Annotated in this window: 9 protein-coding genes; all 9 read left to right on the top strand. The window is 73.8% G+C overall.

What is annotated here, in order from left to right:
- Nucleotides 1–19: 19 nt before the first annotated feature.
- Nucleotides 20–6,139 carry a type I polyketide synthase gene (locus tag IE326_RS01495; protein WP_373310219.1) on the top strand — a complete coding sequence of 2,040 codons (6,120 nt, stop codon included), beginning with the start codon at nt 20–22 and terminating at the stop codon, nt 6,137–6,139.
- Nucleotides 6,140–6,390: 251 nt separating this feature from the next.
- The gene (locus IE326_RS01490) at nt 6,391–7,320 is read left to right on the top strand and encodes a proline iminopeptidase-family hydrolase (protein ID WP_190040597.1); all 930 of its coding nucleotides are present in this window, start codon (nt 6,391–6,393) and stop codon (nt 7,318–7,320) included.
- A 125-nt stretch (nt 7,321–7,445) separates the two neighbouring features.
- Complete coding sequence (locus IE326_RS01485; protein ID WP_229915404.1) at nt 7,446–8,348, top strand: ACP S-malonyltransferase; 903 nt, start codon at nt 7,446–7,448, stop codon at nt 8,346–8,348.
- Between the two features lie 141 nt (nt 8,349–8,489).
- The gene (locus tag IE326_RS01480; RefSeq protein WP_150235443.1) at nt 8,490–8,738 is read left to right on the top strand and encodes an acyl carrier protein; all 249 of its coding nucleotides are present in this window, start codon (nt 8,490–8,492) and stop codon (nt 8,736–8,738) included.
- Entirely contained in the window at nt 8,738–10,336 is a 1,599-nt protein-coding gene (locus IE326_RS01475) for an AMP-binding protein (RefSeq protein WP_190040596.1), read from the top strand. The genes IE326_RS01480 and IE326_RS01475 overlap by 1 nt, the downstream gene beginning before the upstream one ends.
- Nucleotides 10,337–10,481: 145 nt before the next feature.
- The gene (locus tag IE326_RS01470) at nt 10,482–12,011 is read left to right on the top strand and encodes an AMP-binding protein (RefSeq protein ID WP_373310218.1); all 1,530 of its coding nucleotides are present in this window, start codon (nt 10,482–10,484) and stop codon (nt 12,009–12,011) included.
- Nucleotides 12,008–13,237, top strand: coding sequence for a type III PLP-dependent enzyme domain-containing protein (locus IE326_RS01465; protein WP_190040594.1), 1,230 nt, complete (start codon nt 12,008–12,010; stop codon nt 13,235–13,237). Before IE326_RS01470 ends, IE326_RS01465 begins: the two co-directional genes overlap by 4 nt.
- Nucleotides 13,234–13,704 (top strand): cobalamin B12-binding domain-containing protein, encoded by a 471-nt coding sequence (locus IE326_RS01460; RefSeq protein WP_190040593.1) that lies wholly within the window; start codon nt 13,234–13,236, stop codon nt 13,702–13,704. The genes IE326_RS01465 and IE326_RS01460 overlap by 4 nt, the downstream gene beginning before the upstream one ends.
- Complete coding sequence (locus IE326_RS01455) at nt 13,701–15,011, top strand: methylaspartate mutase (protein WP_190040592.1); 1,311 nt, start codon at nt 13,701–13,703, stop codon at nt 15,009–15,011. The genes IE326_RS01460 and IE326_RS01455 overlap by 4 nt, the downstream gene beginning before the upstream one ends.
- The last annotated feature ends 41 nt before the right edge of the window (nt 15,012–15,052 follow it).

Below are 15,052 nucleotides of genomic sequence, written 5' to 3'. Positions count from 1 at the left end.
AACGAAGCTCGTCGAGGCGCTGCGCTCCTCGCTCAAGGAGACGGAGCGCCTGCGGGAGCAGAACCGCAGGCTCGTGTCGGCCACCCGCGAACCGATCGCGATCGTCGGCATGGCCTGCCGCTTCCCCGGCGGCGCGGCGAACCCGGACGAGCTCTGGGAGTTCGTCCGCGACGGCCGGGACGGCATCACCCCCTTCCCCGACGACCGGGGCTGGGACCTCGCCCGCCTCCACGACCCCTCGGGCGAGCGGCCCGGCACCACCTACAGCACCGACGGCGGATTCCTGCACGACGCCGGGGACTTCGACGCCCGCTTCTTCGGGATCGGCCTGCGCGAGGTCGCCGGTCTCGACCCCCAGCAGCGCCTCATGCTGGAGGCGTCCTGGGAGGCCCTGGAGCACGCCGGCATCCCGCCGGCCGCCCTGCGCGGCACCCGGACCGGCGTCTACTCCGGCGTGATGTACCACGACTACCCGAACAGTTTCGGCAGCGGGAACATCGTCTCCGGCCGCGTCTCCTACACCTTCGGCCTGGAGGGCCCGGCGGTGTCCGTGGACACCGCCTGCTCCTCCTCGCTGGTCGCCCTCCACCTCGCCGTCCAGGCCCTGCGCCGCGGCGAGTGCGACCTCGCCCTCGCCGGCGGCGTGACGGTCATGGCGACCCCCGGCACCTTCGTCGAGTTCAGCCGCCAGCGCGGCCTCGCCCCCGACGGCCGCTGCAAGGCGTTCGCCGACGGCGCCGACGGCACCGGATTCGCCGAAGGCGTGGGCGTGCTGCTGGTGGAGCGGCTGTCCGACGCCCGCGCGAAGGGCCATCAGGTCCTTGCGGTGGTGCGGGGTTCGGCGGTGAACCAGGACGGTGCGAGCAATGGTCTGACCGCTCCCAATGGTCCGTCGCAGCAGCGGGTGATCCGTGCGGCGCTGGCGAACGCGGGTCTGTCGGCGGCGGACGTGGACGCCGTAGAGGCGCACGGCACCGGCACGACCCTGGGCGACCCGATCGAGGCCGACGCCTTGCTCGCCACCTACGGCCAGGAGCGCTCTGCGGGGCGTCCGCTGTGGCTGGGCTCGGTGAAGTCGAACCTGGGTCACACCCAGGCCGCAGCCGGTGTCGCCGGTGTGATCAAGATGGTGCAGGCCATGCGGCACGGCGTGTTGCCGAAGACGCTGCACGTGGATGCTCCGTCGTCGCATGTGGACTGGTCGGCGGGTGAGGTCGAGCTGCTGACGGAGTCCCGGCCGTGGGAGGTGGCCGAGGGTGCTCCGCGTCGTGCGGGTGTCTCGTCGTTCGGCATCAGCGGCACCAACGCCCATGTGATCATCGAGGAGGCTCCGTCCGTCGAGGCGGAGGTGACGGTGGGGGAGTGGCCTTCGGGTGTCCCGGTGCCGTGGGTGGTGTCCGGACGCACGGACGAAGCCCTTCGCGCTCAGCTCGCCCGTCTGCGGGAGTTCACCGCGGGTGCCGGTCTCGATCCGGTGGACGTGGGTTTCTCGCTGGTCTCGTCGCGTGCGGTGTTCGACCGGCGTGCGGTGGTCTTCGGCGGGGTTCCGGAGGAAGTGGTGCCGGGGCGCAGGCTGGAGGGCAAGTCGGCGTTCCTGTTCACGGGGCAGGGTGCGCAGCGGGCGGGGATGGCGGAGGGCCTCGCCGCCGCATTCCCGGTCTTCGCGACCGCTCTGGACGAGGTGTGTGAACTCCTGGACGGGCAGGGCGTGTTCGAGCGTCCGCTGCGTGAGGTGATCAAGGGCTCCGGTGAGCTGCTGAACCAGACGGTCTACACGCAGTCCGCTCTGTTCGCGGTCGAGGTGGCGTTGTACCGTCTCGTCGAGTCCCTGGGTGTCCGGCCGGGCTACCTGGCGGGTCACTCGGTGGGCGAGATCGCCGCCGCGCATGTGGCGGGAGTCTTCTCCCTGGCGGACGCCTGCCGTCTGGTCGCGGCTCGTGGCCGTCTGATGCAGGCGTTGCCCGAGGGTGGGGTGATGGTTGCGGTCCGGGCGGCCGAGGCGGACGTGCTTCCCCTGCTGGCCGGCCGCGAGGACGAGATCGGCATCGCTGCTGTCAACGGTCCTTCCTCCACGGTGATTTCGGGGGCCGAGGCGGCCGTCGAGAAGGTCGTGGCGGTGCTGGAGGAGCGAGGCGTCACCACACAGCGGCTGAAGGTTTCCCATGCCTTCCACTCGCCGTTGATGGATCCGATGCTGGAGGAGTTCCGGCAGGTCGTGCGGAGCCTGGCCTACGCGGAGCCGCGTATCGCGGTGGTGTCGAACGTGACCGGTCGTCTCGCGGAGGCGTCCGACCTCACCGACCCGGAGTACTGGGTGCGGCACGTCCGCCAGGCGGTCCGGTTCGCCGACGGCGTCCGCGCGCTGGAGGGCGCGGGTGTCACCTCGTACCTCGAACTCGGCCCTGACGGCGTGCTGTCGGCGATGGCCCAGGCGTCCCTGGAGGAGCCCGAGAACGCTCTCCTCGTTCCGGCCCTGCGCCGTGAGCGCGACGAGCCCACGACCTTCCTCACCGCGCTCGGCGCCCTCTTCGAGGCCGGTGTCGGCGTCGACTGGGCCGCGCTCTTCGCCGGTACCGGTGCCCACCGCGTCGGCCTGCCCACGTACGCCTTCCAGCGGGAGCGCCACTGGCTCGACGCGGGGTACGACGGGGCCGACACGACCACTCTGGGGCAGGTGGGCACCGCTCACCCCTTCCTGCGATCGGGGATCGAACTCCCCGACTCCGGTGGGTTCGTGCTCACCGGACGGGTCGGGCTCGACACCCACCCCTGGCTGGCGGACCACGCCGTCTCCGGCACGGTGATCCTGCCCGGTGCGGCGTTCGCGGACCTCGTGCTGCGCGCCGGCCGGCAGGTCGGCCGCGAGCGGATCGGGGAGCTGGTGCTCACCGCGCCGCTCGTGCTGCCCGAGCGCGGATCCGTCGCCCTCCAGGCGGTGCTCGCCGCGGCGGACGAGGACGGCGGGCGCGGGGTCAGGGTGTACGCGCGGGCCGAGGACGCGCCGGAGGGCGCGGAGTGGACCCTGCACGCGACGGGCACGGTCGGGGAGGCCCGGGGGCCGGCGGCGTCCGGTGCCTCCGCGTGGCCGCCGCCCGGGGGTCGGCCCGCCGACGTGGACGCGCTCTACGCGGACCTGGCCTCCGCCGGGCTGGAGTACGGACCGCTCTTCCAGGGGCTGACGGCTGCCTGGACGACCGGCGACGGGGAGGTGTTCGCCGAGGCCGCGCTCCCCGAGAGCGCCCACGGGGACGCCGACGCGTTCGCCCTGCACCCCGCGCTCCTCGACGCGGCCCTGCACGCGGTGGGCCTGTCCGGCTCGGTGGGCGAGGGCGGGCTGCCGTTCGCCTGGACGGACGTCGAGGTGTTCGCGACCGGGGCGACCGGGCTGCGGGTACGCGTCCGGGCGACGGGCGCGGAGGACGGCGCGGTGGCGCTCGACCTCGCCGACGGGGAGGGCCTCCCGGTCGCGTCCGTGGGCTCGCTCGTCGTCCGCCCGCTGCCCGCAGGGGCGCTCACGGCGGGCGGCGCCCCGTCCGACACGCTGTTCCAGGTGGACTGGGTGCCCGTCCCCGCCGCCCCCGCCCCTGCCCCCGAACCCGACGCGTCCCGCTGGGCCTTCCTGCGGGCCGGCGGAGGGGAGCGGGCGGACGGGGCCGCCGTCCACGACGGGCTCGGCGGGCTGCTCGCGCGGCTCGACGCGGGCGACGGGGCGCCCGACGTCGCCGTCCTCGACCACACCGCCCCGGAGGACGGCGCCGCCGGTACCGCCGAGCGGGCGCACGCCACGGCCCGGGACACCCTGGAGGTCCTCCAGGGCTGGGTCGCGGACGAGCGGCTCGCGGGCTCGCACCTGGTGGTCCTCACGTCGGGGGCGGTGGCCGCCGCCGACGGCGAGACGCTGCCCGGTCTCGCCGGCGCGCCCGTGTGGGGGCTGCTGCGCTCCGCGCACGAGGAGTACCCCGGCCGCTTCACCACGGTCGACGCCGACCCCGGGGGCCCGGCCCCGTCGCCGGGGACGCTCGCCCGGGCGGTGGCGCTCGACGAGCCCGAGGTGGCCGTCCGCGGCGGACGGCTGCTGGCCCCGCGCCTGCGCAGGACCCCGGCCGGAGCGCGTGCGCAGGCCGCGCCGTTCGCCGTCGACCCCGGCGGCACCGTCCTGGTCACCGGCGGCACCGGCGGACTCGGCGGCGCCGTCGCCCGGCACCTGGTGGAGCACCACGGCGCCCGCCACCTGCTGCTCGTCAGCCGGCGCGGCGAACAGGCGCCGGGAGCCGGTGCGCTGAAGGACGCCCTGACGGGCGCGGGCGCCGAGAGCGTCACCGTCGCCGCCTGCGACGTGGCCGACCGGCAGGCGCTGGCCCGGCTCCTCGGCAGCGTGCCGGCCGGGCGTCCGCTGACGGCCGTCGTGCACACCGCCGGCGTCCTCGACGACGGGACGATCACCTCCCTCACCCCCGAGCGGCTGGCCCGGGTGCTGCGCCCGAAGACGGACGCCGCACTGCTCCTGGACGAGCTCACCCGCGACGCCGGCCTCTCCGCCTTCGTCCTCTTCTCCTCCCTCGCCGGCACCCTCGGCAGCGCAGGACAGGGCAACTACGCCGCGGCCAACGCCTTCCTGGACGCCCTCGCCCAGCGGCGCCGCGCCGCGGGCCTCCCGGCCGTCTCCCTCGGCTGGGGCCTGTGGACCGCCGGGGACGGCATGGCCGAGTCCATCGGGGACGCCGAACGGCAGCGCCTCGCGGCCTCCGGCATCCTCGCGCTCTCCGGCGACGAGGGCCTCGCCCTGTTCAGCGAGGCCCTGCGCGCCGAGCGGGCCGCCCTCCTGCCCGTACGCCTCGACACCGCGCCCATCCGGGCCCGGGCCGACGTGGTCGAGGTGCCGGCCCTGCTCCGCGAGCTGGTACGGGTGCCGGCGCCCCGCGCCCGGCGGGCCGGCACGCCCGGCGGGCTGCCGGACGGCTTCGCCGCGCTGCCCGGGGCGGAGCGGGAACGGATCCTGCTCGACCTCGTCCGCACCCGTACGGCCGTCGTCCTCGGCTACGCCTCCGCCGAGGAGGCGGAACCCGGCCGGGACTTCCTGGAGGCGGGGGTCGACTCGCTGTCGGCCATGGAGATCCGCAACCTCGTGAACAAGGCGACCGGCGCCGACCTCCCCACCAGCGCGCTCTTCGACCACCGCACCCCGGCGGCGCTCGCCGCCCACCTCCGGGAGCGGCTCGCCGAGGCCGCCGGAGGGAACGCGCGCCCGGCCCCCGACCGGGACGGGGAGACCCCCGAGACCTTCCGGGGGCTCTTCCGGCAGGCGATCCTCACCGGCAACCTGCCGGGCGGCATCCGGCTCCTCAAGGCCGCCGGACACGTCAGGCCCTGGTTCCACTCGCTCGCCGACCTGGAGGAGTCCGCCGGCGAAGGCCCCGGCGGGGCGTTCCCCGAGCCGGTGCGGCTGTCCCGAGGACCGAAGGGGCCGCGGCTGGTGTGCCTGCCGTCGCCGATGGCCATGGGCGGGGCGCAGCAGTACGCGCGGTTCGCCGCCCGCTTCCGGGACGTGCGCGACGTCGTCGCCCTGCCTGTCCTCGGCTTCCACCCGGCCGACCGGCTGCCGGCGACCGTGCCGGCCGCGGTCGAGGCGTTCGCCGCGCACATCGCGCGGGCCGCCGGGGGCGAACCGTTCGTGATCGTCGGCTACTCCTCGGGCGGCCAGTTCGCCCACGCCGCCGCAGAGCACCTGGAACGGGCCGGCACCCCCGCCTCCGGCGTCGTCCTGCTCGACTCGTACCTGCCGAACACGGGCGACGACGACAACGCGTCGACCGGCTTCTGGGGCCAGATGATGGCCGGCATGTTCGACCGGGAGGACGACTTCGGCGGCTTCAACGTGACCCGCCTCGGGGCCATGGGCCGGTACGTCGAACTGATCGGAGGGCTGCGGCCCGAGGAGATGGCGACCCCCGTGCTGTTCGTCCGGCCCGCGGAGTCCTTCGTCGCCGCCCCGGACCCCGCCGAGGGGGACTGGCGCGCCCACTGGCCGACGCCGCACCGCCTCACCGAGGTCCCCGGCACCCATTTCACGATCATCGAGAACAACGCGGTCGAGGCCGCCGCGGCCGTGGAGGAATGGCTCGCGGAGACCTGCGGCTGAAACGGCCGGGGCCACCGCGCCACGGAGCCCGGCGGCACCTCGGGTGCCGCCGGGCTCCCGTCGGCCGCCCCTGCTCAGGGGTGAGTAGGGGCCGATTAGGGGTCCACCGGCCGGGGGCCGGACGTATACCGTGCCTGGAAACTCGAAGTCCCCTGTCATGCGCCGCCGTCATGTGAATTCCATCCCTCCGTGAACTCGGCTGCACGGCCCGGATTCGGGCGACCTCCGGGCAATTTCGAAAGGAATCCACGATGTCGAGACCGCCGAGCTCCAAGGGAATCGTCTCCTTCGGCGAATACAAGACCTGGTACCGCGTGACGGGAGAACTGGGCGCGGGCCGCCCGCCGGTCGTCGTGCTGCACGGAGGCCCCGGCAGCACCCACGACTACCTGCTGGCCCTCGCCGAACTCTCCGACGCCGGCTGGCCCGTGATCCACTACGACCAGCTCGGCAACGGCGGCTCCACCCACCTCCCCGACCGGGGCGAGGACTTCTGGACCGTGCAGCTCTTCAAGGACGAACTCGACAACCTCCTGCGCGCGCTCGGGGTGGCCGACGACTACGTCCTGTTCGGCCAGTCCTGGGGCGGCATCCTCGGCGCCTCCCACGCCGCCGGCCGCCCCCCGGGACTGCGCGGACTGGTGATCGCCAACGCCCCCGCCTCGTACGTGCTGTGGCTCCAGGAGATGGAGGTCCTGCGCGCCGGACTGCCCCAGGACGTCCAGGAGACGCTGCGCCGGCACGAGGCCGCCGGCACGACGGACAGCGAGGAGTACTTCACGGCGATGCGGGTCTTCTACGACCGGCACGTCTGTCGGGTCGTGCCCTGGCCCCGCGACTTCGTCGCCTCCTTCATGGAGATCTACGACGACCCGACCGTGTACTACACGATGAACGGCCCCAACGAGTTCCACGTGATCGGCACCCTCAAGGACTGGTCGGTCGTCGACGAGGTCCACCGCATCGAGGTGCCCACCCTGCTGCTGACCGGCCGCCACGACGAGGCGACCCCCGCCACCGTGCAGCCGTACTTCGACCGCGTCCCGGAGGTCCGCTGGGAGGTCCTGGAGGACTCCAGCCACCTCCCGCACCTGGAGGAGCCCGAACGGTTCCGGGAGGTCGTCCTCGACTACCTCGACGGGCTGCTCACCGACGACGAGCGGAAAGGAGCCGTCCGATGAGCGCCGAGAACCCCGCGGAGGACCGCACCGGGACCGCCGGCGGTGACCCCGCCGGGATCCGTCCCGGCAAGGCCCTCGTCTTCCCCGGCATGAGCGCCTCCCCCTTCACCGAGGTGGGGAAGTTCATGCTGGTCGACCCGGTGGCCCGGGAACTCGCCGACCGCGCCGGCGAGGTGCTCGGCTACCACCTGGTCGACCGGTTCCGCGACGAGGAGGGCGCCGGGGACTACTCCGAGGCCGCGCAGGTCGCCTTCCTCGTCAACTGCCTCGCGTCCGCCCGGTGGGCCGCCGACAACCTCGGCTTCACCCCCGACGTGTGCACCGGGCCCAGCTTCGGCGAGAAGGCCCTCGCCGCCCACACCGGTGCGCTCTCCTTCGAGGACGCCGTCCGGATGACCGCCGGAGGGGCCCGGTGCATGGAGGACTACTTCCGCACCGCCCACCAGGACGTGGTCACCCACTCGTTCCTGCGCACCCCGGCCGAGCGACTGGCCGAACTCTTCGCGGAGTTCGAGTCCCGGGGCGAGTTCCACGAGGTGTCCTGCCACGTGGACCACGACTTCCACATGGTCTCCATGAACGAGTCCAGCCTCGAATGGTTCCTGCCGGCCCTGCGCGCCGGCGGCGGCATGTCGCTGTACACCATGCGACCGCCTGTGCACTGCACGGCCTTCGGGCCGCTGCGGGCCAGGGTCGAGGAGGAGGTCTTCGCCGGCCTCACGTTCCACGACCCCCGGCTGCCCGTCGTCGCCGACCAGGACGGCTCCGTCCTCATCACCGCCGAGGGCGTGCGGACCATGCTCCTCGACAGCTTCGTCACCCCCATGAACTGGCCCTCCGTCGTCGCGTCGCTGAAGGGGCTGGGCGTGCGCACGGTGTGCGTGGCGGGCCCCGACGCCCTCTTCGGACGGGTTCCCGTGACCCGGGACGCCTTCGAGGTCGTCCCGGCGTCCCCCGCCGTCGCCATGCGCCCCCGCAGCCGCCCCCGGCGCACCGCGGCGGGCGCGGGCCCGGCCCGGCGGGCGTGACCGGGCGCGCTCTCCCGGCCCGGCTCCCTCCCTCCCGTACGACCCTCTTCCCCCACGCCCCCTTCCGTACGGCCCCTTTCCGCGCTTTTCCCGTTTTCCCTTTCTCTCCTTTTCGGCCACCACCCCAGCAAGGAGCCCCTCATGTGGGACGAGACCTTCGAGACGACCCTCCGCGGCTTTCTGCCCTTCCTCGGCGAGGACGAGGAACTCACCCCCGACACCCCGCTGCGTGACGTCGGCCTCGACTCCCTCGGCACCGTCGAACTCCTGGCGGCCCTGGAGCGCGCCTACGACGTGCACTTCCAGGACGACGCCCTCAGCCTGGAGACCTTCCGCACCCCGGCCGTCCTCTGGGCCGCGCTGTCGGCGCTGATCCACCAGGCCGCCTGATGGGCGGTCCGGCCGATCCCGCGCTCGCGGGCCGGTTCCTGCGCGGACTGGCGGCCGCCCCCCGGGGCGCCGCCTTCCGCGCCGGGCCCGAGACCCTCACCTACGAGCAGCTCCACGAACGCGCCCTGCGCTGGGCCGGATCGCTGCTCGCGGCGTCCGACGGGGCGCCCGCCGCCGTCGGCGTCCTCGCCGCCAAGGGCGCCACCGCCTACACCGGCATCCTCGCCGCGCTCTACGCGGGCGCGGCCGTCGTCCCGCTCCGTCCCGACTTCCCGCAGGCCCGCACCCGGGCCATGCTGGAGGCCGCGCCGCTCTCCGCCGTCGTCGCCGACGGCCCCGGCGCCGCGGCCCTGACCGGACTCCTCGGCCCCGGCGGCGACGTGCCCGTCCTCGTCCCCGACGAGGGCGCCGTCCTCGGCGCAGGACTGCGCCGCGTCGACGTACGGGACCGCCACGCGCTCGACGCACCGCGCCCCGTCCAGGCCGCGGACACCGCCTACATGCTGTTCACCTCCGGCTCCACCGGCCGGCCCAAGGGGGTGCCGCTCACCCACGGCAACACCCGCCACTACTTCGAACTGCTCGACAGGCGCTACGACTTCACCCCCGACGACGTCCTGTCCCAGACCTTCGACCTGAACTTCGACTGCTCGCTCTTCGACCTCTTCTGCGCCTGGGGCGCCGGCGCCACCGCGCACTGGATCCCCCCGCAGGGCTACCGCGACCTGCCCGGACACCTCGCCGACCACGGCGTCACCGTCTGGTTCTCCACGCCGAGCGCGATCTCCCTCGCCCGGCGCACCGGCGCCCTCACCCCCGGCGCCCTGCCGGGCCTGCGCTGGAGCTTCTTCGCCGGCGAGGCCCTGAAGTGCCAGGACGCGGCCGACTGGCAGCGCGCGGCGCCCTCGTCGACGGTGGAGAACCTCTACGGACCCACCGAGTTCACCGTCACCATCGCCGCCCACCGCTGGGACCCCGACGTCTCGCCGGACCTCGCCGTCAACGGCGTCGTCCCCATCGGCGCCGTCCACGAGGGCCACGAGCAGCTCCTCCTCGACGCCGACGGCCGGCCGGCCGCCGACGAGGGCGAACTGTGCATCGCCGGGCCGCAGATGACCCCCGGCTACCTCGACCCCCGGGACGACGAGGGCCGCTTCCTGGAACACGGCGGACGCACCTGGTACCGCACCGGCGACCGCGTCCGGCGCGTCGGCGACCCCGCGGAAGCGCACCTCGCCTACCTGGGCCGCATGGACGCACAGGTCCAGGTCCAGGGCTGGCGCGTCGAACTCGCCGAGATCGACCACGCCCTCGCCGGCGTCGCCGGCGTCACCGAGGCCGTCACCGTCGACGCCGCCACCGACGACGGCACCCGGCTCGTCGTCTACTACACGGGCCCCGAACCCGTGCGCGCCGCCGCGTTCGCGAAACAGCTCGGCGAGGTGCTGCCCCGCGGGATCCTCCCCCAGCGGTACGTCCGCCTCGACGAATTGCCCCTGAACGCCAATCGGAAAGTCGACCGCAAGGAACTCCGGAATCGCGCCGCGACCGCCCTCGCCGCCACCCCCGGGACGGACGGCGGCAATAGGGGGAACTAGGGGTGGGGGTGCAGGGCCGCTCCGCACTAGCGTTGCCAGGGATCCGATTCCCCCATTTCGGGGTTCGTAACCGGGGAATTCCCGTACGAACCCCGGAGCCGGCGACAGGAGAATGGCCTTGGACCCCCTTTCCGTCGGGGACCGAATAACCGGCGCGGCAGCCGGTACGGAGAATTCACCCCGCAGCAGACTCGTCCACGGACTGCTCGCCGAGGCGGCGGCCGACTCGCCCGACTCCAGGGCCGTCACCGACGCCTCGGGGACGTGGACCTACGCCGAGACCGAGACGGCGGCCCACGCCTTCGCGGCCTGGCTGTCGGACCAGGGCCTCGGCCGCGGCGACCGGCTGGTCGTCCAGCTCCCCACCACCCGCGACCTGGTCGCCATGTTCTTCGGCGCGGCGATGCTGGGCGTCGTCTTCGTCCCCCTCAACCCCGGGATGAAGACCTTCCACCTCGCGCCCGTCCTCGCGAACGCCGAGCCCTCCCTCGTCCTGGTCGGCCCCGCCGCCCTGGAGACCGTCTCCGCCCTCACCGGCGCCGAGGTCCGCGACCAGGACTCCGTCCTCGCCGAGGTCCGCAAGTACGCCGAGACCGGGGCCGAAGCCCCCCGCACCCCCGTCGCCCCCGACGACGTGGCGGTCCTCGTCTACACCTCCGGATCGACCGCCGCCCCCAAGGCCGTGATCTGCCCCCACGCCCAGATCACCTTCGCCTCCGCGGCCATCGAACGGGTCATCGGCTACCGCCCCGACGACGTCGTCCTCTGCCGCTTCCCGCTCTCCTGGGACTACGGCCTCTACAAGGTGCTGCTCTCCGTCATCGGCAGCTCGGAGATCGTCCTCGCCGACGACGCCTCCGACCTGGTGCTGCTGCGCCGCATCCGGGAGACCGGGGCCACCGTCGTCCCGATCGTCCCCTCCCTCGCCGCCATGATCGTCCGCCTCGCGGAGCGCGACGAGGAACCGGCCCCCCGGGTGCGGCTCTTCACCAACACCGGCGCCGCCCTGCCCCAGTCCACCATCGACTCCCTGCGGACCCTGTTCCCCGGCAGCCGGGTGGTGCGCCAGTACGGGCAGACCGAGTGCAAGCGCATCACCGTCATGCCGCCCGACCGGGAACGCGAACGGCCGGACTCCGTCGGACTCCCGCTGCCCGGCACCGAGGTGCTCATCCTCGACGAGCACGGCAGGCCCCTGCCGGCCGGCGAGACCGGCGAGATCGTCGCCGTCGGCCCGCACGTGATGCCCGGCTACTGGCGCAACCCCGAGCAGACCGACCGGGCCTTCCGCCCCCACCCCGCCGGCGGCCTGCGCCTGCACACCGGCGACTACGGCCGGCTCGACGCCGACGGTTACCTGTACTTCGACGGCCGCCGCGACGACATGTTCAAGCGCAAGGGCGTCCGCATGAGCACCGTCGAGATCGAGTCCGCCGCCACCGACATCGACGGCGTGCGCGCCGCCGCCGTGCTGCCCCCCGACGGCGACCGCGACCTCGTCCTCTTCGTCGAGACGCACCGCGGCCGGCACGAGGTCCTCCGCGAACTCAACGCCCGCCTGGAGGCCCAGAAGGTGCCCTCCGTCTGCCACGTGGTCGACGCGATCCCGCTCACCCCGAACGGCAAGAACGACCGCAAGAAACTCGCCGAGATCCTTGAGGGGACCCACCAGTGACCCGCTACGCGGACCTCGCGGAGCGCTACGGCACTCCGCTCTACGTCTACGACCTCGACCGGGTCGAGGCGGCCCGGGACGACCTCTTCGCCGCGCTGCCCGAGGAGTTCGAACTCTTCTGCGCCGTGAAGGCCAACCCGCACCCGGACGTGCTCCGCGCGCTCCGTGAGGGCTCGGACCGCGCCTGCCGCGCCGAGATCAGCTCCACCGGCGAACTGGCCGCCGCCCTCACCGCCGGATACGACGCCGCCGAGTGCCTCTACACCGGCCCCGGCAAGACCGACGGCGAACTCGACGAAGTGCTGGCCAAGGGCGTGCGGATGTTCTCCGTCGAGTCCCTCACCGACCTCCAGCACATCGGCGCCGCCGCGACCCGCCTCGGCCTCGTCGCCGACGCCCTGCTCCGCATCAACAGCGTCTCCGCCAGCGCCACCACCAGCATCCGCATGACCGGCGCCCCCTCGCAGTTCGGCATCGACAGCGAGACCCTCGCCGACCTGATGCCCGCCCTGCGGGCCGTCGAGGGCGTCCGCCTCGCCGGCGCCCACTTCTTCCCCCTCAGCAACGCCCGCGACGAGGACGCCCTCATCGGCGAGTTCCGCAACACCGTCGCCGTCGCCGCCGCGATGTTCGCCGAGACCGGCATCGAACCCCGCTTCCTCGACATCGGCGGCGGCTTCTCCGCCCCCTACGCCGTCCCCGGCGTCCGCCCCCTCTACCCCCGGCTGCGCGCCGCCCTCCAGGAGGCGCTCGACGAGCACTTCCCGCGCTGGCGCCAGGGCTTCCCCACCGTCGCCTGCGAATCGGGCCGCTACCTCGTCGGCGACAGCGGCACCCTCCTCGCCCAGGTCGTCAACGTCAAGGAGAGCCGGGGCCGCACCTTCGTCGTCCTCGACGCCGGCATCAACACCTTCGGCGGCATGTCCGGCATCGGCCGGCTGCTGCCCGTCGCCGTCAGCCCCGACCCCGCCGACGCCGACACCACCGACTGGCACAAGGCCAGCCTCGTCGGCCCCCTGTGCACCCCCGGCGACATCCTCGGCCGCGACGTGCGGCTCCCCGAGCTCACCGGCGGCGACCTCGTCGAGATCCCCAACGCGGGCGCCTACGGCCCCACGGCGAGCCTCCTGATGTTCCTCGGCAGGCCCGCCCCCGTCGAAGCCGTCGTCCGCGGCACCGACCCCGTCTCCGTCACCCGCATCGAACACATCAGGACCCCCGTATGAGCCTCCCCGACACCGTCCTCCCCACCGCGCCCGCCCCCACCGGGCGCCGCGAGACCGTCGTCGTCAGCGGCCTCTCCTCCGACGCCCACACCTGGAACCTGGTCTTCCTCCAGCTGCTCGTCGAGGAACTCGGCTACGACGTCGTCAACCTCGGCCCGACCGTCCCCGACGCCCTCCTGGAAGCCGAGATCCTGGCGCACGACCCCGTCCTCGTCGTCATCAGCAGCGTCAACGGCCACGGCCACCAGGACGGCCTCCGCGTCATCCGCAGGCTCCGCGCCGTCCCCGCCCTCGCGGCCACCCCCATGGTCATCGGCGGCAAGCTGGGCATCTCCGGCGGCGAGGACGACGCCCCCCTCGACGAACTCGTCGCCGCCGGCTTCGACGCCGTCTTCGAGGACGGCAGGACCGAACTCGGCTCCTTCGAACGCTTCATAGGGGCACTGCCCCAGCGGGCCCTCACGTGACCGAAGCACCGCGGCCCGCCGTCCGGGCGGGCGTCGCGCACGCCCACCCGGACTTCGGCCGCTTCGTCCGCGACGCCCACGAAGCCGGCCACCTGGTCGTCCAGCCCCGCATGGGCTTCAGCGACCCCGGCCACATGCGCCGCGGCCTCGCCGCCACCCGGAACGCCCGCGCCACCACCGTCGGCACCCTCACCCTCGACAGCTACACCCGCGTCGGCGACATGCCCGCCGTCGACGAGGCGCTGCGACGGGGAGCCGGCATCAACGGCTACCCCATCGTCAACCACACCCCCGAGACCACCCGCGACGTCCTCGCCGGCCTCCACGGACCCGGCTTCCCCGTCCAGGTCCGGCACGGCTCCTCCCTGCCGTTCCACATCTTCGAGGCACTCCTCCGGGCCGGCCTCACCGCCACCGAGGGAGGCCCCGTCTCGTACTGCCTCCCCTACGGCCGGACCCCCCTCGACCAGTCCGTCCGCGCCTGGGAACGGTCCACCCGCCTCTTCGCCGCCCTCCGCGGCCAGGGCGTCGAACCCCACCTGGAGTCCTTCGGCGGCTGCATGCTCGGACAGCTCTGCCCGCCCAGCCTGCTGGTCGCCATCAGCGCCCTCGAAGCGCTCTTCTTCCACCGCCTCGGCATCCGCAGCATCTCCGTCAGCTACGCCCAGCAGACCCACCCGGGACAGGACGCCGAAGCCGTCGCCGCCCTCCGCGCCCTCTGCGCCCGCCTCCTGCCGGACGCCCTGTGGCACGTCGTCATCTACACCTACATGGGCGTCTACCCCACCACCGAGTCCGGCGCCTACCGGCTCCTCGGCGAAGCGGCCCGGCTGGCCGCCACCACCGGCGCCGAACGCATCATCGTGAAGACCGTCGCGGAATCCCGCCGCATCCCCACGATCGAGGAGAACGTCACGGCGCTGGAACACGCGTCGGACACCGCCCGCCGTTTCCGGCGGACCCCGACGGAGATCGGCACGGACTCCCCGACGTACGCCGAGGCGGCCGCCCTCGTCGACGCCGTCGTGAACCTCCACGACGACCTCGGCCAGGCCCTGCTGCTCGCCTTCAAAAGGGGATACCTGGACGTCCCCTACTGCGTCCACCCCGACAACGCCGGCCGGACCCGCAGCTTCATCGACACGGACGGCCGGCTGCGCTGGGCCTCCACCGGAGCCCTGCCCATCGGCCGGGCCGCACCGGGCCGGGGCGACCGCCGCGTCACCTCCGGCGAGCTGCTCACCGCCCTCTCCTACGTCCAGCGCACCTTCGACGGCGACACCCCCCGCCACCCGCTCTCCGCGTAGGGGGGCCGTAGGGGGCCGTAGGGGTGTGACCCCACCGAACG

The sequence above is a fragment of the Streptomyces filamentosus genome, assembly GCF_014654895.1.
GTDB lineage: Bacteria > Actinomycetota > Actinomycetes > Streptomycetales > Streptomycetaceae > Streptomyces > Streptomyces filamentosus.
Note: the sequence above shows the minus strand (reverse complement) of the source record. Positions and strands in the feature narration are given on the sequence as shown.